21 protein-coding genes are annotated in these 20,438 nt (G+C 70.6%); 10 read left to right on the top strand and 11 right to left on the bottom strand.

Going from position 1 to position 20,438, the window contains the following annotated elements:
- Nucleotide 1 precedes the first annotated feature (1 nt).
- Complete coding sequence (locus tag F9B98_RS07580) at nucleotides 2–1,390, bottom strand: glycine--tRNA ligase (RefSeq protein WP_150955074.1); 1,389 nt, start codon at nucleotides 1,388–1,390, stop codon at nucleotides 2–4.
- 78 nt (nucleotides 1,391–1,468) lie between these two features.
- Entirely contained in the window at nucleotides 1,469–2,602 is a 1,134-nt protein-coding gene (menC, locus tag F9B98_RS07575) for an o-succinylbenzoate synthase (RefSeq protein WP_150955071.1), read from the bottom strand.
- A gap of 98 nt (nucleotides 2,603–2,700) precedes the next feature.
- Here menC and F9B98_RS07570 point away from each other — a divergent pair, with 98 nt between their 5' ends.
- Both F9B98_RS07570 and F9B98_RS07565 read left to right on the top strand, forming a co-directional pair.
- The gene (locus tag F9B98_RS07570) at nucleotides 2,701–3,513 is read left to right on the top strand and encodes an SDR family oxidoreductase (protein ID WP_150955067.1); all 813 of its coding nucleotides are present in this window, start codon (nucleotides 2,701–2,703) and stop codon (nucleotides 3,511–3,513) included.
- 5 nt (nucleotides 3,514–3,518) lie between these two features.
- Nucleotides 3,519–3,728, top strand: coding sequence for a multidrug transporter (locus F9B98_RS07565; RefSeq protein ID WP_150955064.1), 210 nt, complete (start codon nucleotides 3,519–3,521; stop codon nucleotides 3,726–3,728).
- 19 nt (nucleotides 3,729–3,747) lie between these two features.
- Here F9B98_RS07565 and F9B98_RS07560 read toward each other — a convergent pair whose 3' ends face one another.
- Both F9B98_RS07560 and F9B98_RS07555 read right to left on the bottom strand, forming a co-directional pair.
- The gene (locus tag F9B98_RS07560; RefSeq protein ID WP_150955061.1) at nucleotides 3,748–4,434 is read right to left on the bottom strand and encodes a GNAT family N-acetyltransferase; all 687 of its coding nucleotides are present in this window, start codon (nucleotides 4,432–4,434) and stop codon (nucleotides 3,748–3,750) included.
- 32 nt (nucleotides 4,435–4,466) lie between these two features.
- Nucleotides 4,467–5,789 carry an MFS transporter gene (locus tag F9B98_RS07555; RefSeq protein ID WP_150955057.1) on the bottom strand — a complete coding sequence of 441 codons (1,323 nt, stop codon included), beginning with the start codon at nucleotides 5,787–5,789 and terminating at the stop codon, nucleotides 4,467–4,469.
- 196 nt (nucleotides 5,790–5,985) lie between these two features.
- On the opposite strand from F9B98_RS07555, the gene purU reads away from it, so the two are divergent.
- Nucleotides 5,986–6,867 (top strand): formyltetrahydrofolate deformylase, encoded by an 882-nt coding sequence (gene purU / locus F9B98_RS07550; protein ID WP_150955054.1) that lies wholly within the window; start codon nucleotides 5,986–5,988, stop codon nucleotides 6,865–6,867.
- 174 nt (nucleotides 6,868–7,041) lie between these two features.
- Here purU and F9B98_RS07545 read toward each other — a convergent pair whose 3' ends face one another.
- The 4 genes from F9B98_RS07545 to F9B98_RS07530 all read right to left on the bottom strand — a co-directional run bounded on the left by F9B98_RS07545 (nucleotide 7,042) and on the right by F9B98_RS07530 (nucleotide 11,329).
- A complete protein-coding gene (locus tag F9B98_RS07545) occupies nucleotides 7,042–7,935 on the bottom strand; it encodes an FHA domain-containing protein (RefSeq protein WP_225310255.1) in 894 nt (297 codons plus the stop codon).
- A 14-nt stretch (nucleotides 7,936–7,949) separates the two neighbouring features.
- Nucleotides 7,950–8,225 carry a hypothetical protein gene (locus F9B98_RS07540; RefSeq protein ID WP_056224661.1) on the bottom strand — a complete coding sequence of 92 codons (276 nt, stop codon included), beginning with the start codon at nucleotides 8,223–8,225 and terminating at the stop codon, nucleotides 7,950–7,952.
- Nucleotides 8,226–8,335: 110 nt separating this feature from the next.
- Nucleotides 8,336–9,301 carry a serine hydrolase gene (locus tag F9B98_RS07535; protein ID WP_150955050.1) on the bottom strand — a complete coding sequence of 322 codons (966 nt, stop codon included), beginning with the start codon at nucleotides 9,299–9,301 and terminating at the stop codon, nucleotides 8,336–8,338.
- Nucleotides 9,302–9,349: 48 nt separating this feature from the next.
- Nucleotides 9,350–11,329 (bottom strand): M13 family metallopeptidase, encoded by a 1,980-nt coding sequence (locus F9B98_RS07530; RefSeq protein ID WP_150955047.1) that lies wholly within the window; start codon nucleotides 11,327–11,329, stop codon nucleotides 9,350–9,352.
- Nucleotides 11,330–11,433: 104 nt separating this feature from the next.
- On the opposite strand from F9B98_RS07530, the gene F9B98_RS07525 reads away from it, so the two are divergent.
- Complete coding sequence (locus F9B98_RS07525; RefSeq protein WP_150955042.1) at nucleotides 11,434–12,768, top strand: MATE family efflux transporter; 1,335 nt, start codon at nucleotides 11,434–11,436, stop codon at nucleotides 12,766–12,768.
- 94 nt (nucleotides 12,769–12,862) lie between these two features.
- Here F9B98_RS07525 and F9B98_RS07520 read toward each other — a convergent pair whose 3' ends face one another.
- Nucleotides 12,863–13,561: a TrmH family RNA methyltransferase gene (locus F9B98_RS07520; protein WP_150955039.1), complete on the bottom strand. Its 699-nt coding sequence runs from the start codon at nucleotides 13,559–13,561 to the stop codon at nucleotides 12,863–12,865.
- A 191-nt stretch (nucleotides 13,562–13,752) separates the two neighbouring features.
- Between F9B98_RS07520 and F9B98_RS07515 the strand changes: the two genes are divergently transcribed.
- Nucleotides 13,753–15,096, top strand: coding sequence for an Nramp family divalent metal transporter (locus tag F9B98_RS07515; protein ID WP_191966710.1), 1,344 nt, complete (start codon nucleotides 13,753–13,755; stop codon nucleotides 15,094–15,096).
- Between the two features lie 9 nt (nucleotides 15,097–15,105).
- Nucleotides 15,106–15,741 carry a metal-dependent transcriptional regulator gene (locus F9B98_RS07510; RefSeq protein ID WP_150955036.1) on the top strand — a complete coding sequence of 212 codons (636 nt, stop codon included), beginning with the start codon at nucleotides 15,106–15,108 and terminating at the stop codon, nucleotides 15,739–15,741.
- A 58-nt stretch (nucleotides 15,742–15,799) separates the two neighbouring features.
- Here the strand turns inward: F9B98_RS07510 and F9B98_RS07505 are convergent, their stop codons facing one another.
- The gene (locus F9B98_RS07505; RefSeq protein WP_150955033.1) at nucleotides 15,800–16,747 is read right to left on the bottom strand and encodes an SDR family NAD(P)-dependent oxidoreductase; all 948 of its coding nucleotides are present in this window, start codon (nucleotides 16,745–16,747) and stop codon (nucleotides 15,800–15,802) included.
- Between the two features lie 192 nt (nucleotides 16,748–16,939).
- Here F9B98_RS07505 and F9B98_RS07500 point away from each other — a divergent pair, with 192 nt between their 5' ends.
- The 3 genes from F9B98_RS07500 to F9B98_RS15925 all read left to right on the top strand — a co-directional run bounded on the left by F9B98_RS07500 (nucleotide 16,940) and on the right by F9B98_RS15925 (nucleotide 18,210).
- On the top strand, nucleotides 16,940–17,110 hold the full coding sequence (locus F9B98_RS07500; protein ID WP_150955030.1) for a CsbD family protein: 171 nt from the start codon (nucleotides 16,940–16,942) through the stop codon (nucleotides 17,108–17,110).
- A gap of 107 nt (nucleotides 17,111–17,217) precedes the next feature.
- Nucleotides 17,218–18,048 (top strand): HAD-IIA family hydrolase, encoded by an 831-nt coding sequence (locus F9B98_RS07495; protein WP_150955027.1) that lies wholly within the window; start codon nucleotides 17,218–17,220, stop codon nucleotides 18,046–18,048.
- A 15-nt stretch (nucleotides 18,049–18,063) separates the two neighbouring features.
- Nucleotides 18,064–18,210 carry a hypothetical protein gene (locus tag F9B98_RS15925; RefSeq protein WP_191966709.1) on the top strand — a complete coding sequence of 49 codons (147 nt, stop codon included), beginning with the start codon at nucleotides 18,064–18,066 and terminating at the stop codon, nucleotides 18,208–18,210.
- A 611-nt stretch (nucleotides 18,211–18,821) separates the two neighbouring features.
- Here F9B98_RS15925 and pyrE read toward each other — a convergent pair.
- Nucleotides 18,822–19,400 carry an orotate phosphoribosyltransferase gene (gene pyrE, locus F9B98_RS07490; protein WP_150955024.1) on the bottom strand — a complete coding sequence of 193 codons (579 nt, stop codon included), beginning with the start codon at nucleotides 19,398–19,400 and terminating at the stop codon, nucleotides 18,822–18,824.
- A 175-nt stretch (nucleotides 19,401–19,575) separates the two neighbouring features.
- Between pyrE and F9B98_RS07485 the strand changes: the two genes are divergently transcribed.
- A complete protein-coding gene (locus F9B98_RS07485; protein WP_150955022.1) occupies nucleotides 19,576–20,421 on the top strand; it encodes an exodeoxyribonuclease III in 846 nt (281 codons plus the stop codon).
- Nucleotides 20,422–20,438: the final 17 nt, after the last annotated feature.

Raw genomic sequence — 20,438 nt, 5'->3', positions numbered from 1 at the left:
GTCAGGCTCCGCGCAGGCGCTCCGCGAGGTAGCCCTGCAGCGCGTCGAGGCCGATGCGCTCCTGGCCCATGGTGTCGCGGTCGCGCACGGTCACGGCGTTGTCGTCGAGCGAGTCGAAGTCGACCGTGACGCAGAACGGGGTGCCGATCTCGTCCTGGCGGCGGTAGCGGCGGCCGATCGCGCCGGCGTCGTCGAAGTCGATGTTCCAGCCGGCCGCACGCAGCGTGTCGGCGACCTCGCGGGCCAGCGGCGACAGGCGCTCGTTGCGCGAGAGCGGGAGCACGGCGACCTTGACGGGTGCGAGGCGCGGGTCGAGCTTGAGCACCGTGCGGGTGTCGGTGCCGCCCTTGGCGTTGGGCACCTCTTCTTCGCGGTACGCGTCGACGAGGAAGGCCATCATCGCGCGCGTCAGGCCGAACGAGGGTTCGATGACGTAGGGCGTGTACTTCTCACCCGAGGCCTGGTCGAAGAACGTGAGCGACTGGCCCGACGCCTCGGAGTGGCTCTTGAGGTCGTAGTCGGTGCGGTTGGCGACGCCCATGAGCTCGCCCCACTCCTTGCCCGGGAAGCCGAAGCGGTACTCGACGTCGATCGTGCCGGCGGAGTAGTGCGCACGGTCGTCTTCGGGCACGTCGAAGCGCTTCATGTTCTCGGGGTCGATACCGAGCTCGATGAACCAGTTCCAGCACGCCTCGACCCAGTGCTCGAACCACTCGTTCGCCTCGGCCGGAGGGGTGAAGTACTCGATCTCCATCTGCTCGAACTCGCGCGTGCGGAAGATGAAGTTGCCCGGGGTGATCTCGTTGCGGAACGCCTTGCCGACCTGACCGACGCCGAACGGGGGCTTGCGACGGGATGCCGTGAGCACGTTCGAGAAGTTCACGAAGATGCCCTGCGCGGTCTCGGGGCGCAGGAAGTACAGGCCCGACTCGTCGTCGACGACACCGAGGTAGGTCTTGACCAGGCCCGAGAACGACTTGGGCTCGGTGTACTGGCCCTTGGTACCGCAGTTGGGGCAGGGGATGTCGGCGAGGCCGTTCTCGGCCTTGCGGTTCTTGCGGGCCTCGAAGTCCTCGATGAGGGTGTCGGCGCGGAAACGCTTGTGGCAGCTGAGGCACTCGACCAGCGGGTCGGTGAAGGTGGCGACGTGACCCGAGGCCTCCCACACGCGCTTGGGCAGGATGATGCTCGAGTCGAGCCCCACCATGTCGCCGCGCCCGCGGACGAAGGTCTGCCACCACTGCCGACGGATGTTCTCCTTGAGCTCGGTGCCGAGGGGGCCGTAGTCCCACGCGGAGCGCGAACCGCCGTAGATCTCACCGGCCTGGAAGACGAACCCGCGATGGCGGGCGAGGGCGATGACCTTGTCGAGGCGGGACTGTTCGGCCACGGTGGCTCCAATGGTCGGGAAAGTTATGGGGATCGAGCGCGAGTGCGCGGCATCCAGTTTATCGAGCGCCGCCGGGCCTCACCGCGTGAGGCGTTCCCGGTGCACGGTGAAGGCGTCCAGGGCCGCCGCATCGATCTCGACGCCCAGGCCCGGGCCGGTCGGCACGCGCACGTACCCGTCCTCCAGCACGGCCGGTTCGGCGACGATGTCGCGATCGTAGAAGCGGGCGGATGCCGAGATGTCGCCCGGCAGCGTGAAACCCGGCAGCGCGGCCAGAGCGGCGTTGGCGGCACGGCCGATCCCCGTCTCGAGCATGCCGCCGCACCAGACGGGAACGCCCGCCGCGAGCGCGCGGTCGTGGATCGCGACGGCCTCGAGATAGCCGCCGACGCGGCCGGCTTTGATGTTCAGGATCGCCGCCGCCCCCAGGGCCAGGGCGTCGGCGGCGGCCTTGTCGCTCACGATCGACTCGTCGAGGCAGACGGGCGTCGACAGGCGCTTCGCGAGGGTCGCGTGATCGACCAGGTCGTCCTCCTGCAGGGGTTGCTCGATGAGCAGCAGGTCGAAGTGGTCCAGTTCGGCGAGGGTGTCGGCATCCTGAAGCGTGTAGGCGGAGTTGGCGTCGACCTGCAGCGGGATGCCGCCGAAGGCCGCGCGCACGGCGGCCGTGTCGTCGATGTCGCGACCGGGCTTGATCTTGATCTTGATGCGCACGTACCCCTCGTCGAGGTAGCCGCCGACGGCCGCGACGAGCGCCTGAGGGTCGCTCTGGATACCGACCGAGACGCCTGAGGGCACCCTGTCCTTCTCTGCACCGAGGTACTCACCGAAGCTGCGGTTCTCGGCGCGCAGGGCCGCGTCGATCACCGCGAGCTCGAGACCGGCCTTCGCCATGCGGTGACCGACGACGTGGTGCAGCGCTCCGGCCACTTCCTCGGGCACGACGGTCCGACGCGCCAGCAGCGCCGGAGCGAGGAAGCGGGTCAGCACGTCCCACGCGCCCTGCGTGTACTCGCTGGAATACGACGGCTCGGACTGCGTCACCACTTCTCCCCAGCCGCGGCCGTCGGGCGTCTCGGCGGTCACGATGATCACCTCACGCACCGTCTCGGTGCCGAACGAGGTGGTGAAGGGCGACACGAGCGGCATGTGCAGCACGCGCAGTTCGACGGCATCGAGGGTCACGGGCGCGGCGGGGCGGATCAGCGACATGACGGCAGGCTAGCGGGCAGCGTCCGCGACCGTAACGCCCGCCGCGCGCGGTGGCAAGGGACCGGGCACGCGGGGCCGCCGCGCGTAGCGTCGGCCGCATGAGCGACGACTTCACCCCCCGCAACGCGATCGTCACCGGCTCCGACTCGGGCATCGGCGCGGCCACCGCCCTTGCCCTCGCCGACGCCGGGATGAATGTCGCGGTGACCTACCACTCCGACAAGGACGGTGCCGAAGAGACCGCCGCAGCCGTCCGCGAGCGCGGCGTGCGCGCGGTCGTCGCGCAGTTCGATGCGACGGAGTTCGACAAGGTCCCGGATGCCGTGAACGCCATGGCCGACGAGCTCGGCGGCCTCGACGTGTTCGTGAACAACGCCGGCGGCGGGATCGGCGGGAGCTTCCTCGACCTCGACTTCGACACCTGGCGCACCGACATCTCGCTGAACCTCGACGGCGCGTTCCTCGCCCTGCACACCGCGGCCCGACGCATGGTGAAGGCCGGTAGCGGCGGACGGCTCATCGTGGTGTCGAGCGTGCACGAGCACCAGCCCCGCGTCGGCTCGGCCCCCTACGTCGCCGCCAAGCACGGCGTCGGTGGACTCATCAAGACCATGGCGCTCGAGCTCGGTCAGTACGGCATCACCGCCAACGCTGTCGCTCCCGGCGAGATCGCCACCCCCATCAACGACATGTCGGCCGAGGATGCCGAGCGCACCCACCGCCCCGGCATCCCGCTGGGTCGTCCGGGCAAGCCCGACGAGGTCGCCGACGTCATCCGCTTCCTCGCCTCCCCCGCGAGCGCGTACGTCACCGGCGCGAGCTGGGTCGTCGACGGCGGAATGCTGCACATGGGCCCGCAGGCGGGCTCGCACATGGAGTCGGACGCCTGGCGTTCGGCCGGCGAGGAGTGAGCGCGATGAGCGACGAGAAGAGCTTCGACGAGAACCGCCACGACCAGCTGACGAGTGCCCCGAAGGCGACGGAGGAAGACGCGGCCCCGCGCTTCGACGTCTCGGAGCACGACGGCGTGACGCGCATCGACGTGCGCGATGACGCGGCCGTGCGACCGGGCCCCGGCCCGGGCGACCCGGCAGCCGAGAAGGACACCCCGATCACCGAACAGTGACGCCCCCGCGACCCCTCGCTCAGCCGACGATGAGGTAGCCGCGCCGGTCGAAGCCGCCGATCCGGCGACCGGATGCCAGGTGCCCCCGCAGCTCGTCGCGCACGCGCCGACGCCACTCGGCGGCTGCCGCCGGGTCGGTCGACCGCAGACCCTCGATGTCGTCCGGCACCGGTACGACGGCCGAGATCTCGGCATCCGTCGGGGTGGGCGCGGGAGGCTCGGCCAGTGCCCACGACACCAGGAGCCGGTCGGACTCGTCGCCGCGATTGACGGCGTCGGCCATCTCGCCGTACTGGTTCACGAGGTAGTCGATGACGCGCCCGCCCAGCACCGCGAGATTGAAGTGGGCGTTGCGGCCGACGAGCGGGTCGAAGGTCCAGGTGATGCGGCCGACGCCGCGCTCGAGCGCCCACTCACGCTGGTGGTTCTTGAGCTGTCTCCCGAGGCCGCGGCCCTGGTATCCGGGGACGATGCCCGTGATGTGGGAGTGCATCGACCGCTCGGCCGGCGGGCCGAAGAACGCGGCCGAGGCGCCGATGATCTCGTCGCCGTCGAACAGGCCCACGACGTAGTTTCCGGCGTGCTCGAGCGCGCGCAGGATGTTCGCCGGCATGGTCCCGTGCTCACCCCACACCCGGTCCAGCACACCCGCGGCCTCGTGGATGGCCTCGACGGTGTCGAGGGTGCGGATGTCGATCTCGCTCATGCTCTCGAGTCTCGCACCGCCGCGTCGGGTCGTCAGCGCGGCAGCACGCCCCCGACATGGCGGATGGTGCGCCCACGCTCGACGACGATCGCGATCCCACCGACGAGCCACAGTGGCACCTGGGTCAGGAAGGCGATGCGGAAGGCGTCGAGCGAGTACGTCTCGGGGCTGCCCGCCCCCTGCACGTCCATCGCGATGCCGATGAACAGGATGGCCAGGAGCGCGGCGAGGAAGCCGCCGCCGTTGACGATGCCGGTGGCGGTACTGAGGCGATGGCTGGGGGTGAAGGTGCGCGCGTGGTCGAACGCGATCATCGACGCCGGTCCCCCGGTCGACAGCGCGAACATGAGCACGACGAGAAGCCACACCGGTGCGGGCCCGGGCCAGACGATCACGACGATCCACACCACGGCCTGGAACACGACGGTCGGCAGCACGAGCCAGCGCGAGCGACGGGTGGGATGCCGACTCGACAGCGCCCCGATCACCGGACCGCTGAGGATGCTGAACAGCACGAGAGAGGTCATCACGAGCGACGCGGTGGCCGGTTCGAGCCCCTCGCCCGCGGTGAGGAACGGGAAGCCCCACAGCAGCATGAACGCTGTCCCCGCGAAGGGCGTGGCGAAGTGAGACCAGAACCCGAGGCGCGTGCCGGGGTGCGCCCACGACTCGCGGAACCCCTGCCGGAGGTCGGGCGACGACCGCACGACGCGGATCGCGCCGGTCTGCGTGTCGACCGAGGTGTCGACCGGATCGGACCGGCGTTCGGGGGGACGGTTGCGGATGATGAGGAAGGTCAGCACCGCGAACAGCAGGCCGAGGCCCGCGACGCTGCCGAAAGCGACGCTCCAGCTCGTGGCGTGCAGGAGGGCGGCGAGCGGGACCACGGCGACGATCTGCCCCAGCTGGCCGATGATCCCGGTCAGCTGCACGAGCACGGGAGCCCGCTGCGCGGGGAACCACGTCGCGATCACGCGCAGCACGCTCGGGAAGATCGCCGCGTCTCCCGCGCCGATGAGGACACGGGCCAGGATGCCGATCCCCACGGCATCCGCGAATGCCATGACGAGCTGGCCCACGGCCATCAGCACCATGCCGATCGCGATCATCGGCCGCGCGCCGAAGCGGTCGAGAAGGAGACCCACGGGGATCTGCATCGCGCCGTAGACGAAGAGCTGGATGACGGCGAACATCGACAGCGCGGAGGCGTCGGCGCCAAAGCGCACGGCGGCATCGACGCCCACCGCCGAGAGCGAGGTGCGGTTGATGATCGACACGACATAGGCGAGCACGCCCACGCCCCACAGCGTCCAGGTGCGCCACCCCGGCCGGTCGAGGCGGAGGGTGCTGGTCACGCGTTCCAGGCTATCCCCGGCCACCGACATCGGCGCGGGGGTGGCGCCGGGCTCGGTCCCCCGCGCGTGGTCGGCCGGCGGCGGGGCGGCTGACGTGGCCCCGGGGCGACCGAAGTGGCCCCGGGGCCACCGACGACGCCCCGAAACGACGCCCCGCGTGGTCGGAGACGCCACCCGCGCACGGAATAATGGTCCGATGGTCTCCGCGAGCCCCCACCTGCAGCCCGATCACGCCTGTCTCATCGTGCACGGCAGTGACACCCCCGGCATCATCGCCGCGGTCTCGGCGCTCATCGCGCGTCAGGGCGGCAACATCGTCGCCTTCGACCAGTACTCCGACGATCCGCGCGGCGGGGCGTACTTCCAGCGCGTGGTCTTCCACCGCCCCGACCTCTCGGCGGCGTTCCCCGAGATCGAGGCCGACCTCGCCAGGACCCTCGGCGACGGCTTCGAGCTCGAGTGGACGCTCACCGACCTCTCGACCCCCAAGCGCATGGCGATCCTCGCCTCGAAGCAGGACCACTGCCTGCTCGACCTGCTGTGGCGTCACCGCCGCGGCGACCTGCCCGTCAGCATCCCGATGGTCGTGTCGAACCACACCACCGCCGCCGAAGACGTGCGCTCGTTCGGCGTTCCCTTCTTCCACGTCCCGTCGACGCCGGGGCCCGACAAGTCGGCATCCGAGGCTCGAATCCTCGAACTGCTGGTCGGCAACGTCGACTTCATCGTGCTGGCGCGCTACATGCAGATCCTCTCGCCGGAATTCCTCGAGAACATCGGCGTGCCGGTGATCAACATCCACCACTCGTTCCTGCCGGCCTTCATCGGCGCCGAGCCGTACAAGAAGGCCAAGCAGCGCGGCGTCAAGCTCATCGGCGCGACCTCGCACTACGTCACGAGCGACCTCGACGAGGGTCCGATCATCGAGCAGGACACCGTGCGCGTGACCCACGCCGACTCCTCGGCCGAGCTCGCCCGCCGCGGCGCCGACGTCGAGCGCCAGGTGCTCTCGCGCGCCGTGCTGTGGCACGCCGAAGACCGCATCATCCGCCACGGCAACCACACGATCGTCTTCTAGATCCCGGATGCCGGGGCCCCGGCCGCCGCGGCCAGCCCGGCGCCCGTGATAATGCCGGGCACGAGTCTCGGCGTCACAGGGGGGGCGAGACGCCCGCGCGCAGATGTGAGGGGTCGTTTCTTGTCGCCTGCGGTCACGCCAGGCGGCAGAAGACGACCCCTCACGCGCGCGGGATCACTCCGGGTCGGTCGCGCGACTGAGCGGGCCGGTGCCGCCGCGCGGCGGCTGCTTGCGCTGATCCGAGAACTCGCCGCCCTGACGACCGCCGTAGGGGCGGCCGTGGTCGGCGAACTCGGCGCGGAAGTACGCCAGGCGCCAGTCGCCCAGCTCGATACGCGCGCCGGTGCGGAGGATGCGTCCTCCGCGATCGCGGCCGGGGCCCTGCTCGCGGGCACCGCCACCGCCGACCTGGTCGAAGCCGTACAGCACGTACTCGTCGTCGCCCTCGTGCCGGATCTCGGCGTGCAACGGCGCGAGACCGGGAAGCCGCAGATCGACGTCGGAACCCGAGCCGATCGTCGTCTTCGTCGGTAGCAGGTCGAACTCGCGCGGTCGCGAGCCGTCCCACGACGAGTCGCCGACGGCGAAGATCAGGCGCGGACGACCGGATCCGGGCGTGTAGTGCGTCGTCGTGATGCGCCGTCGCACCGTGCGGTTGACGGTCGGCACGAGGGGCAGCGGCGTCTCGGGCGGGATGGGGAAGGTGAGCGTCCGATCGCCGTTGCGACGCACCAGCAGGGGCGCCACCGCCGAGACCGAGCCGAGCCGGATGTGCTTCGACCCCGTGATGACCCGCTGCAGCGCACCGCTCTTGACCGCGCCGAGCTGCAGGATCGGCCCGTCCGGTCCCTCGAGCTTCACCGAGATGCCTCGGGATGCCAGGGCCTCGGCGACCGTGGACAGTTCGGCCAGCGTCCGTCGACCGTTGCCGGGCAACCGCGAGGGGTCGCTGACGACGATGCGCACCTCGGTGCCCGCGGCGGTGATCGTCCCCTCGAACGGCGGGGTGCCGGCATCCGCCCCCTCCTCCGTCTCGGAGAAGGCGAGGTCGATGTCGAGGCGCACCATGATGGCGCCTGCCCTCAGTTGCCGCGGTACGGGTCGGACCCGGCCGCGGTGTCGTCGCTCGTGGTGACGCGGAGCGTGCCGTTGAGCTTCCAGGTCGCGCGGGGCGCGTCAGGGCCGATGTCGCGCGGCACCTCGACGGTCATGTCGACGAACGAGTAATTGACGGCGGCGCCGCGACCGGTCAGGTACGACCACATCTCGCGACCGAGGTCGGTCCAATCGGTGATGGAGTGCCCCTCGGGTCCGCTCGAGGCGGCGAACGGGTCGTTGGTGGGAGTGGTGTCCGACATGGCTTCGGTCCCTTCTTTCGTTTCGAGGCCACCAGCGTCCCAGCGGGTCGGGGCTCGAAAGGAGGGATTGCGCTCCGGCGTCGGGTGCGGCACCATTCCCGGTCCGGGCCTCAGTACACGTACTCCATCAGCTCGACGCCGAGCACGCGGAAGGCGTCGTGCGCGCGCAGGCGGTGCGCGATCGAGAGATCGTCGAAGTTCACGATCAGCGCGTACGAGATCCCCGCGCGGGGTCCGCCGAGCACGCCCGCCTCGGCACGCACGCCCGCGGCCCGCCCCGTCTTGTTGATGAAGAGCAGCCCGTGCTGGTCGTTCTCGTGCGCGAAGGGATCGAGACCGGTGGCGGATGCCACGAGCGAGAGGTCGTGGTTGAGGCTCAGCCACTCGGCCACCTGGGCGCTCACCCCGGGCGAGACGATCGTGGAGTTCACGAGCCCCGCGAAGACCTTCGCCATCTCGCGCGCCGTCGACAGCGCGAGGTGCGGGGCGTCGTCGGGTCCGCGGTCGTCGCGAAAGCGGTCGAGCAGGGCCGTGCGGCGCAACCCCAGCTGCTCGACGCGAGCGCGCACCGACTGCAGGCCGACCCGATGCAGCAAAGCGTTGACGGCGAGGGCATCGCCCGACGAAGCCGCGAGCATCGCGACATCGGTCAGGGGCAGGGCGGGAGCCTTCAGGTGCTGCCACACCCCGCCGTGGGCCGCGCCGTGCACGGACGCGCGATCGACGATCTCGAGAGGGTCGAGGCGGCCCGACTCGAAGGCGGCCGCCGCCTCGATGAGCAGCGGAACCACGCCCAGTCCGCCGACCGGAAGCGTGAGGAAATCGTCGCCCGCGAGAACCTCGGTCGAACCCCCGTCGAGGTCGTCGATGCGCACCGACACCTTCGCCCCCGACGCGGCGAGCTCGTCGAGCGAGCGCAGGGTCGCCGTGAACGACCGACGACCCGCAGCCGCGCGGCGGGGCAGGCGTTTCGGACCCTTGCGCCCCGCCCCGCGGAGGGCCGGGGCGTCGCGTCGAGACGACTCCACCGGCCCGCCGACGGGGTCGGGCGTGCTGGGCTCGGGAACCGGGGGCATGCCCACGAGCGTGGCTCCTTCCGCGTCAGAAGAGCAACAAACAGAGCCTCACCAGATGGTGACGCGCTTGTCGGCGTCGAGCCAGAGGGCATCGCCCTCGGTGACCTCGAACGCGTCGTAGAACGCGTCGATGTTACGCACGATCTGGTTGCAACGGAACTCGTTCGGCGAGTGCGGGTCGATCGTGAGCAGGCGGATGGTCTCGGCATCCCGACCCTTCTGCTGCCAGATCTGCGCCCAGCTGAGCAGGAGCCGCTGGATGCCGGTGTACCCGTCCACGACCGGCCCGTCGAGATCGCTCTCGCCCTGGCTCTCGAGGAAGAGGCGGTAGGCGGCGATCGCGATCCCGAGACCGCCGAGGTCGCCGATGTTCTCGCCGATCGTCAACGCGCCGTTGACGTGGTGCTCCTCGCTCAGCCCCTGGGGGACGAGCGCCTCGTACTGGGCGATCAGGGCCTTGGTGCGCTCCTCGAACGCCGAGCGATCGGCATCCGTCCACCAGTCCCGCAGCGACCCGTCGGCGTCGAAGCGGCTGCCCTGGTCGTCGAAGCCGTGGCCGATCTCGTGACCGATGACCGCTCCGATCCCGCCGTAGTTGGCGGCGGCGTCGCGGTCGGCGTCGAAGAAGGGGTACTGCAGGATCGCGGCGGGGAACACGATCTCGTTCATGAGCGGGTTGTAGTACGCGTTGACCGTCTGCGGCGTCATGTACCACTCGTCGCGGTCGATCGGCTGGCCGACCTTGGCGAGCTGGCGGTCGTGCTCCCACACGTGCGCGCGACGGACGTTTCCGACGAGGTCGTCGGCGGTGATCTCGAGCTCGGAGTAGTCCTTCCACCGGACCGGGTAGCCGATCTTCGGAACGAAGGTGTCGAGCTTGGCGAGGGCGCGCTCGCGCGTCTCGTCGGTCATCCACGACAGCCCCTGAATGGAGCGGCGGTACGCCTCGATGAGGTTGGCGACGAGGCCGTCCATCGCCTCCTTGGCCGCGGGCTGGAAGTGCCGCTCGACGTAGACCTTGCCGATCGCCTCGCCCAGCGCCGCCTCGACGAGGCTCACGCCGCGCTTCCAGCGCTCGCGGTTGACGGGCACGCCGGTGAGCTGCGTGCCGTAGAACGCGAAGTTCTCGGCGACGAACGCCTCGGACAGGAAGGCGGCGGCCGCGTGCACGATCTTGAAGCGCAGCCACGCCTTCCAGTCGTCGAGGCGCTCCTCGACGAGCAGGGCACCGAGCGACTCGACGAAGCTCGGCTGGTAGACGACGGCCTCGGCGAGCGCGTCCTCATGGCCCGGGGCGACCCCCGCACGCCACGGCTCGAGGTCGACGCCCGCGAGGGCGACGGTGTCGTCCCACGACTTCAGGTTGTAGGTCTTCACCGAGTCGCGGCTGTCTTCGCGCGACCAGTGATGCCGGGCGATGTCGGTCTCGAGGCCGAAGGTGCGATCCGCGGATGCCGCGGCCTCGGCGACTCCGGCGAGCTCGAGGATGCGCTCGATGTGCGCGCGGTAGGCGGTGCGCGTCTCTTCGAAGTTCTCGAGCCGGTAGTAGCTCTCGTCGGGCAACGAGATGCCGCCCTGGTAGACGACGGGAACGTAGCGGGTCGGGTCGCCCGGGTCGGGCTCGACGAACAGCGTCAGCAGTCCGCTGATCCCGTCGCGCTCGAGCTCGCCGATGAGCCGGAGCAGGGAGGGGATGTCAGTGACGCCGTCGACGCGGTCGAGCTGCGGCGCGAGCGGCTCGCGGCCCGCGGCCTCGATGCGGTCGGTGTCCATGAAGCTTGCGAACAGGTCGCCGATCTTGCGGGCTTCGCTGCCCGGCTCGGCGTCCTGCGACTCCTGGACGATGGAGCGCACGTCCGCCTCGGCCTGCTCGGCGATGAGGTGGAACGAGCCCCAACGGGCCTTGTCGTCGGGGATCTCGGTGCGCTCCAGCCAGCTGCCGTTCACGTGGCGGAACAGATCGTCCTGCGGGCGGATCTCGTCGCTGAGCTCGTCGAGCGCGAGACCGGAGCGGGGGATGTCGGTCATGGAGACAGGATATGTGCCTCACATCCACACGGGCTCGAAACAGGGCCAGCCCGCCGCGGGTGCGCCGCTCGGGCGGTGTCGGTGGCCCACCCTAGGCTCGGACCGTGACTACCCCTGCGCCCGCGACGCTGAACCGCTCCATCCTGCGGCTCGCCCTCCCGGCGCTGGGGGCGTTGATCGCGGAACCGCTCTTCCTCATCGTCGACGCCGCGATGGTGGGGCACCTGGGCGTCGCTCCCCTCGCCGGCCTCGGCATCGCCGGGGCGGTGCTGCAGACGATCGTCGGACTCATGGTCTTCCTCGCCTATTCGACGACGCCCGCGGTCGCGCGACGCTACGGCGCCGGCGAGTACGGCCGCGCGGTACGCGTCGGGATCGACGGCATGTGGCTCGCACTGTGCCTGGGCGCACTGCTGGCCGCGGCCGGTTCGCTCGCGACCCCCGGCATCGTCGACCTCTTCGGCGCCGCCCCCGACGTCGCCGAGAACGCGCGCACCTACCTCGCGATCTCGATGTGGGGCCTGCCCGCGATGCTCGTGGTCTTCGCTGCCACGGGCCTGCTGCGCGGAATGCAGAACACCGTCACCCCGCTGTGGATCGCCGGTCTCGGCTTCGGCGCCAACGCGTTGCTGAACGCCCTGTTCATCTACGGCTTCGGCTGGGGGATCGCGGGTTCGGCGATCGGCACGGTCGTGGCGCAGTGGGGAATGGTCGGCGCCTACGTCCTCGTCGCCAAGCGACTGGCGCGGGTGCACACGGCATCCCTCGGCTTCTCGCGCGAGAGCCTCGGCGGCACCGTCCGCTCGGGCGGGTGGCTGTTCCTGCGCACGGTCAGCCTGCGCGCGGCGTTCCTCGCGACGGTCGCCGTGGCGACGGGGCTCGGCTCGGCCGAGCTCGCCGGATGGCAGATCGCGTTCACGATCTTCTCGACGGCCGCCTTCGCCCTCGACGCCCTCGCGATCGCCGCCCAGGCGCTGATCGGCAGCGCCCTGGGTGCGGCCGACAACGACACGGTCGGACGAGTCCTCACGCGGACGAGCGCCTGGGGCATCTGGTTCGGCGTCGCGGTGGGCGCGGTTCTGGCCGCCGCCTCGGGCGTGATCGGACTGATCTTCACGGGGGATGCCGAGATCGCCGCGCTCATCCAGCCGGCGTTGCTCGTGCTCGCCGTGGCGCAGCCGCTGGCCGGGTTCGTCTTCGTGCTCGACGGGGTGCTGATCGGGGCCGGCGATGCGCGCTATCTCGCCCTCGCGGGGCTGCTGAACCTCGTGCCCTACGCTCCGGCGCTCGTGCTGGTGGCGCTGTTCGCGGGCGGCGGGGCGGGGGGGCTGGCGTGGTTGGCCGCGGCCTTCTTCGGCGTCTACATGGTGGCGCGAGCGCTCACCCTCGGTCTGCGCGTGCGCGGGCAGGCGTGGATGAGCGCGGGCGACCCGACCTGACGCGACGAGCGCTCCCGCGAGACGGGATCGGCGGCGCGATCGGCGCCGGCCCGTGACGCGCCACGGTCGGCTCGGCCCCGAAGCCCGAGGTGGGTCACGCCCAGCGGCGGCACCACTCGTACATGATCACGGCGGCAGCCGACGCGGCGTTGATCGAGCGGGTGGAGCCGTACTGCGTGATCTCGACCACGCCCGTGGCCGCCTCGATCGCCTCCGGCGACAGCCCCGGCCCTTCCTGACCGAACAGCAGGACGCACGCTTCGGGAAGCTCGGCGCGATCCACCGGCACGGACCCCTCGACATTGTCGACGGCGATCACGGGAAGTCCCGCCTCTCGCGCCCAGGCGGTGAAGGCGGCGACGTCTTCGTGGTGGCGGACGTGCTGGTAGCGGTCGGTGACCATGGCCCCGCGCCGGTTCCAGCGGCGCTTGCCCACGATGTGCACCTCGGCCGCGAGGAACGCGTTGGCGCTGCGCACGATGGAGCCGATGTTCAGGTCGTGCTGCCAGTTCTCGATCGCGACGTGGAACGGGTGCCGCTTCTCGTCGAGGTCCGCGACGATCGCGTCCATGCTCCAGTAGCGGTAGTCGTCGACGACGTTGCGGGTATCGCCGTTCTCGAGCAGCTCGCGGTCGTAGCGCGGGTCGTCGGGCCACTCGTCCGGTCCCCCGGGCCAAGGACCGACGCCGTGGGTGGCGGCGGGGGTGGGGTCGTCCTGCGCGGGCGCGGAGCCGGTCGGTCGGGGTTGGGTCGTCTCGCCCGGCGACGGCGTGGGGTTCTGGGCATCCGTCACCGCCTCAGGCTACCCGCGCGTCGCCTCGCGCCCCGTGCGCGCCCCACGACCGGCGTTCGCCGCGACAACACACGATCCGCCCGATCGCACGCGCTGCGGCGCGTCGGCAACGCGTGGCCTCGTGCGAATCGTGCGATGTCGGCGACCGGATGCCACTTTTCGGCAGGCCGAAAGATTGCTACGGTTTCGGGATGCCGAAAACCATGGAGGTCGTGGATCGTCGCCACGCGCCGGGACGCGCTCTCTGGCTGCTGGGGCCCGCCATGGTCGCCGGCGTCGCCTACCTGGATCCGGGCAACGTCGCGAGCAACATGACCGCGGGTGCCACCTTCGGCTACCTGCTCGTGTGGGTCGTGGTGCTCGGAAACGTCATGGCCTGGCTGATCCAGTACCTCTCGGCCAAGCTCGGCATCGTCACGGGCGAGAGCCTGCCCCAGGTGCTCGGCCGCCGCATCCGTCGGCCCTGGGCGCGCCGCGCCTACTGGCTGCAGGCGGAGCTCGTCGCGATGGCCACCGACGTCGCCGAGGTCATCGGCGGGGCCGTCGCCCTGCACCTGCTCTTCGGCGTCCCCCTGGTGTGGGGAGGCGCCATCACGGGTGTCGTCTCGATGGGCCTCCTACTCGTCCAGACGCGACGCGGAGCGCGGGCGTTCGAGACCGTGCTGATCGGGCTGCTACTGATCATCGCGGTGGGGTTCAGCTTCGGTCTCTTCTTCGCCCCGCCCGAGCCGGCCGGAGTGATCGCGGGCCTCGTGCCGCGGTTCGAGGGCAGCACCTCTGTGCTGCTCGCGGCCTCGATCCTGGGGGCGACGATCATGCCGCACGCGATCTACGCGCACTCCGCTCTCGCCCGCGACCGTTTCGCGCCCACCGGTGACCCCGCCGGCACCTCGGGCGCCATCGCTGCGGCGCACGCCCACGCACCGGAGTCGGCGACCGCCCAGCGACGCGCCGACACCCTCGCCGACGCGCGGGGCATCTCGACCCCGCGCCTGCTCCGGGCGACCCGCTGGGACGTCACGATCGCCCTCGCCGTCGCCGGGACGGTGAACCTCGCCATCCTGCTGCTCGCCGCCGCGAACCTCGCCGGAGTCGACGGCACCGACAGCCTCGAGGGCGCGTACGCGGCCCTGCGCGCGGGTCTCGGCCCCCTCGTCGCCACGCTCTTCGCGGTCGGTCTGCTCGCGAGCGGCCTGGCCTCGACCTCCGTCGGCGCCTATGCGGGAGCGGAGATCATGCAGGGCCTGCTGCACGCGCGCATCCCCCTGCTGGCCCGCCGGCTCGTGACCCTCGTCCCCGCCCTGGTGATCCTCGGCCTCGGGATCGATCCGACCCTCGCTCTCGTGCTCAGCCAGGTGGTGCTGTCGTTCGGCATCCCGGTCGCGCTCGTCCCTCTCGTGGCCCTGACCCGGCGTCGCGACGTGCTCGGCGACTATCGCAATAGCGGGCTGACCACGGCGGCCGGGGTGCTGGCATCCGTCTTCCTCATCGCCCTCAACGCCCTGCTCCTGTGGCTGGTGTTCACCGGCGGTTAGGCTGGCGCTGTGGAATCGCCCGTGGCCGACGACTATCTCAAGGCGATCTACCACCACACCGAGTGGCAGGACAGCCCGATCACGCCGTCGCAACTCGCGGGCGTTCTCGGCCTCGCTCCCTCGAGCGTGACCGAGATGGTCAAGAAGCTCGCCGCTCAGGGGCTCGTGACGCACCGACCGTACGGCCCCGTGTCGCTGACCGCCGCGGGGGGACGCCGTGCCGCCGGCGTGATCCGCCGCCACCGCCTCATCGAGACGTGGCTCGTGCGCGAGTTCGACTACTCGTGGGACGAGGTGCACGATGAGGCCGAGGTGCTCGAGCACTCGCTGAGCGATCGGCTGCTCGAGGGCATCGACGAGCGGCTCGGGCGCCCGCGGTTCGATCCCCACGGAGATGCGATCCCGGATGCCGACGGCTCGGTGCACCGCGAACCCTTCGTGCTGCTCGCCGAGGCGACGGCGGGCCATGCCGGACGCGTTCTGCGCGTGAGCGACCGCGACCCCCAGCTGCTGCGGGCGCTGGTCGAGAGCGGCATCGACGTCGGGCACGAGCTCGAGGTGCTGAGCGACGAGGTCGTGCGCGCGGACGGCGTCGAGGTCACGTTGCCGGCGGGAGCGGGCAGCTCGGTCTGGCTCACGCGCTGAGACCCGCCGCCGGATGACGGCGGCCTACTCCCGCGAGGTCTTCCTCGCGGGAGCGGATTCAGGATGCCGCGCGCCGAGCCCGATCGAAGGGCCAGCGCACGTGGGTCGCCGTCTCGCAGGCGCGCCAGAGGTCGGCGCCGAGCTCGCTGCCGCGCGTGCGGCGGGCGGGAGTCGCCACGCGCGGGGCCCCGCGGGCAACGAGCGCGGGTCCGTACATCGACCCGCCTTCGGCGTACGGGTCGACGAGTGCGCGGACGAGCGCCCAGGCGCCCTGCTCCTTCGACTGCGTGATCGGCGCCTGCAGGTTGTCGAGGAAGCGAGTGAGCCGGCTCGGCTCGTTGACTCCGCGCACGCCGCGCGTGCGACCGCTCGTGGAGTAGCCGGGGTGAGCCACGAGGCTCTGCACCGGAACCCCGTGGGCGAGCAGACGCTTCTGCGCCTCGAGGGCCAGGGCGGTCGTGGCCGCCTTCGACTGCACGTACGCGCGCCACGGCGAGTACCCCTCGCGCAGCTCGGGATCGGTGGGCACGTGCCGCCAGAGCGAGGTCGACATGCTGCCCACCCAGACCATTCGACCGTGGGCGGCGGCCAGGGGCTTGAGCAGCTCACCGGCGAGGGCGAAGTGCCCGAGCACGTTCGTGGCGAACACGAGCTCGTGGCCTCCGGCGGTCTCGCGCTCCTTCGGCGGGTGGACGATGCCCGCGTTCAGCAGCAGTCCGTCGAGGCGCCCGCGAGCCCGGGCCGTGGCGGCGGCGGCGCGCACCGAGCCCATGTTGCTGGTGTCGAGCAGCAGCGTCTCGATGCTGGCATCCGGAGTCGACCGCGTGATGGCGGCCTTGGCCGCGGACATCTTGTTGGGGTTGCGGCCGGTGAGCAGCACGTGGGCCCCGGCGGCGGCCAGTTGCTCGCACGCGAAGAAGCCGAGCCCGCGCGTGGCACCGGTGACGAGGTAGGAGCGCCCGGAGAGGTTCGGGAGGTTCTCGGGATCCCATTCGGTTCGCGTCACCCTTCGACCCTAACGAGATCGAGGCCGTCCGTCACGGGTGCATTCCGCGAACGGAATACCGCCCGCCGGAAAGTTTTCCGCGACGCCGCGTGACGATTCGGCCGTGGCGTGCGTCTCATCGGTGAGCTACCCGCTCCGTCGCGACGAGATACTCCCGCCGCCGACGCCGACACGACAAGAAGGAGTCAGATCATGGGTCTCGACGACAAGATCAAGAACGCCGCTCAGGACATCGTGGGCAAGGCGAAGGAAGCGATCGGCAACGCGACCGACAACGACAAGCTCGCCGCCGAGGGCAAGGCCGATCAGGCCAAGGCCGACGCGAAGAAGGCCGGCGAGAACGTGAAGGACACCTTCAAGTAAGTCGGCATCCGCGAAACGGGCGGGCCACGACCTCGGTCGGGCCCGCCCGCGCTCGTTTCCGCCGCAGGATCCGGGGCCCTGTCCGAGGTCGGGTCTAGGCTGGCCGCATGCGGACCCGAGGCGACATCGAGTGCTGGTTGACCGACATGGACGGCGTTCTCGTCCACGAGAACACCCCCATCGCCGGAGCATCCGAGCTGCTCGCGCAGTGGCGCGCCGAGGGCACGCCGTTCCTCGTTCTGACGAACAACTCGATCTACACCCCGCGCGATCTGAGTGCGCGGCTGCGGGCATCCGGTCTCGTCGTCCCCGGGGCCTCGATCTGGACCTCCGCACTGGCCACGGCCGACTTCCTGAAGTCGCAGATGCCCGGCGGCTCCGCCTTCGTCATCGGCGAGGCGGGGTTGACCACCGCCCTGCACGAGGCGGGCTTCATCATGACCGAGACCGCCCCCGACTACGTCGTCGTGGGCGAGACCCGCAACTACTCCTTCGAGGCGATCACCAAGGCGATCCGCTTCATCCGCGGAGGCGCGCGCTTCATCGCGACGAATCCGGATGCCACGGGCCCCTCGACCGAGGGTGTGCTTCCCGCGACCGGGGCCATCGCCGCCCTCATCACCAAGGCCACCGGCAAAGAGCCCTACATCGTGGGCAAGCCGAATCCCATGATGTTCCGATCCGCGCTGAACCGCATCGGGGCGCACAGCGAGAACACCGGCATGATCGGCGACCGCATGGACACCGACATCGTCGCGGGCATCGAGGCGGGGCTGCACACCGTGCTCGTGATGACCGGCATCAGCGACCAGCGCGAGATCGAGCGCTACCCCTTCCGCCCCGACGAGATCCTGGGCTCGGTCGCCGAGCTGGTACGCCAGGAGCCCCTCGAGACCGACCTCGCCGACGGCGAAGAGGGTCTCGAAGCGGGTCTGTGACCACGAGGAGACATCATGGACGACCGCACGCTCTGGCTCATCGTCGCCTTCCTGATCACGGCGGGCACGCTCGTGGCGTTCATCGTGCAGTGGCGGCGGTCCCGACGCGGTGGTGGGGATCGGCGCGATCCGTTCGACGGGCCGGGAGACGGCACGCCCTGAGCACGGCTGTCGCACCGTTCGGGGCGACGAGGACTCGGCATCCATCCCCTGTCCGTCACGAGAACAGGGCATGTGACGGCAACAGGGCGATTCGCGGGGAAACGGCCTGTTCTCAGCGCACCCGCCTGTTCTGGTGACGCGAGTCGCGCCCGGCGCCCGCGCGAGCGCCCGTCACGAGAACAGGGCATCTCACCGCAACAGGGCGATTCGCGCGGAAACGGCCTGTTCTCAGCGCACCAGCCTGTTCTGGTGACGCGAGTCGCGCCCGGCGCCCGCGCGAGCGCCCGTCACGAGAACAGGGCATCTCACCGCAACAGGGCGATTCGCGCGGAAACGGCCTGTTCTCAGCGCACCAGCCTGTTCTGGCGGCGCGGGTTTCGCCCGGCGCCCGCGCGAGCGCCCGTCACGAGAACAGGGCATGTGACGGCAACAGGGCGATTCGCGGGGAAACGGCCTGTTCTCGACGCACCCGCCTGTTCTGGTGACGCGAGTCGCGCCCGGGGCCCGCGCGAGCGCCCGTCGCGAGAACAGGGCAAGTGACGGCAGCAGGGCGATTCGCCAGGAAACGGCCTGTTCTTGACGCACCCGCCTGTTCTGGCGGCGCGTCGCGCCTACTGCGGAGCGAGTCCGAGGTCGTCGAGGTCGATCGACCCCAGCCATTGCAGTCCCTCGGCTTCGATCGCGGCCTGCGCTCCGGTCTTGCGGTCGACGATGACGGCGACGGCGACGACCTCGGCGCCCTCGCGGCGCAGGGCCTCGACGGCCTTGAGCGCCGACTGGCCCGTGGTCGAGGTGTCTTCGACGACGACGACGCGCTTGCCCTTCACGTCGGCGCCCTCGATCTGGCGGCCGCGGCCGTGGTCCTTGGGCTCCTTGCGGACGACGAAGGCATCGAGCGGCGTTCCGGCGTGCACCGACTCGTGCATGACCGCGTTCGCGATGGGGTCGGCGCCGAGCGTGAGTCCGCCGACGGCGACGACACCGTCGAGGTCTTTCACCAGGTCGAGCACCAGCCGACCGATCGCGGGCGCGGCACGGTGGTCGAGCGTGAGCTTGCGCATGTCGACGTAGTACGTCGCCTTCTTACCGCTCGAGAGGGTGAAGTCGCCGTGGAACACCGCCTCATCCTTGATGAGGCCGATGAGGGCCTGGCGGTCGGCTTCGAGCTCGGGCGTAGAGGCGGTGGTCACGGCCCCGAGTTTAGTGCTCGGCCCTCGCGCGCCACCGCGCCGAGCACAACGGCGGGCCGATCTGCGGACACGCCGCGCCACGGGCGGCCGGGCCGGCGCGTCGCACAGGGCATCCGCAGTTGTGCACGCGGTCCGCTGGCCGCCGATATCGGCGGCCGAAAGTAGGCTGGATGCCATGCGCCTGGCCACCTGGAACGTCAACTCCATCCGTGCCCGCGTCACCCGCACCGTCGAATTCTGCGTGCGCGAGCACATCGACGTGCTGGCGATGCAGGAGATCAAGTGCAAGACGGAGCAGTTCCCGTACGCGGCGTTCGAAGAAGCCGGGTACCACGTCGCCGCGCATGGCCTGAACCAATGGAACGGCGTCGCCATCGCGAGCCGTGAGCCCCTCGAAGACGTCGAGATCGGCTTCCCCGGCATGCCCGGGTTCGAGAAGGGCAAAGAGGGCCCCGACCTGCCGCAGGAAGCCCGCGCGATCGGGGCGACCGTCAACGGCGTGCGCGTGTGGAGCCTCTACGTGCCCAACGGGCGCGGGCTCGACGACCCGCACTACGTCTACAAGCTCGACTGGCTCGACAAGCTGCGCCAGTACACGGCCGACACCCTCGAGAAGAGCCCCGATCTGCCGCTCGCGCTGACCGGCGACTTCAACATCGCCCCGACCGACGACGACAACGGCGACCCCACGGTCGTCGAGGGTGCGACCACGCACGTCTCGCCTCCCGAGCGCGAGGCGTTCCGCGCCTTCGAGTCGGCGGGCCTCACCGACGTCGTGCGTCCGCTGATCCCCACCGGCTACACCTACTGGGACTACAAGCAGCTCCGTTTCCCGCGCAATGAGGGGCTGCGCATCGACTTCATCCTCGGTTCGCCGGCCTTCGCCGACGCGGTGCACGGCGCGGAGATCCACCGCAACGAGCGCAAGGGCGAGGTCCCCAGCGACCACGTGCCCGTCGTCGCCGACCTCGACCTCTCGGGCGACGACGACGATGACGATCTGCCCATGATCTTCGGCTGAACGCCGGGGCAGCGGCA

The organism is Microbacterium testaceum StLB037 (assembly GCF_008763945.1).
In the GTDB taxonomy this organism is placed as follows: domain Bacteria; phylum Actinomycetota; class Actinomycetes; order Actinomycetales; family Microbacteriaceae; genus Microbacterium; species Microbacterium testaceum_G.
The sequence above is the reverse complement of the archived record's forward strand: the minus strand, read 5'-3'. Positions and strand labels throughout refer to the sequence as shown.

Excerpts from the sequence above, each read along its gene's own strand:
- menC (WP_150955071.1), bottom strand. The coding sequence starts at position 2,602 with ATGTCGCTGATCCGCCCCGCCGCGCCCGTGACCCTCGATGCCGTCGAA.
- F9B98_RS15925 (WP_191966709.1), top strand. The coding sequence starts at position 18,064 with ATGGACGACCGCACGCTCTGGCTCATCGTCGCCTTCCTGATCACGGCG.
- F9B98_RS07500 (WP_150955030.1), top strand. The coding sequence starts at position 16,940 with ATGGGTCTCGACGACAAGATCAAGAACGCCGCTCAGGACATCGTGGGC.
- F9B98_RS07535 (WP_150955050.1), bottom strand. The coding sequence starts at position 9,301 with ATGCCCCCGGTTCCCGAGCCCAGCACGCCCGACCCCGTCGGCGGGCCG.
- F9B98_RS07570 (WP_150955067.1), top strand. The coding sequence starts at position 2,701 with ATGAGCGACGACTTCACCCCCCGCAACGCGATCGTCACCGGCTCCGAC.
- F9B98_RS07495 (WP_150955027.1), top strand. The coding sequence starts at position 17,218 with ATGCGGACCCGAGGCGACATCGAGTGCTGGTTGACCGACATGGACGGC.
- F9B98_RS07530 (WP_150955047.1), bottom strand. The coding sequence starts at position 11,329 with ATGACCGACATCCCCCGCTCCGGTCTCGCGCTCGACGAGCTCAGCGAC.
- F9B98_RS07560 (WP_150955061.1), bottom strand. The coding sequence starts at position 4,434 with ATGAGCGAGATCGACATCCGCACCCTCGACACCGTCGAGGCCATCCAC.
- F9B98_RS07515 (WP_191966710.1), top strand. The coding sequence starts at position 13,753 with ATGCCGAAAACCATGGAGGTCGTGGATCGTCGCCACGCGCCGGGACGC.
- F9B98_RS07485 (WP_150955022.1), top strand. The coding sequence starts at position 19,576 with ATGCGCCTGGCCACCTGGAACGTCAACTCCATCCGTGCCCGCGTCACC.
- F9B98_RS07565 (WP_150955064.1), top strand. The coding sequence starts at position 3,519 with ATGAGCGACGAGAAGAGCTTCGACGAGAACCGCCACGACCAGCTGACG.
- F9B98_RS07545 (WP_225310255.1), bottom strand. The coding sequence starts at position 7,935 with ATGGTGCGCCTCGACATCGACCTCGCCTTCTCCGAGACGGAGGAGGGG.
- purU (WP_150955054.1), top strand. The coding sequence starts at position 5,986 with ATGGTCTCCGCGAGCCCCCACCTGCAGCCCGATCACGCCTGTCTCATC.
- F9B98_RS07540 (WP_056224661.1), bottom strand. The coding sequence starts at position 8,225 with ATGTCGGACACCACTCCCACCAACGACCCGTTCGCCGCCTCGAGCGGA.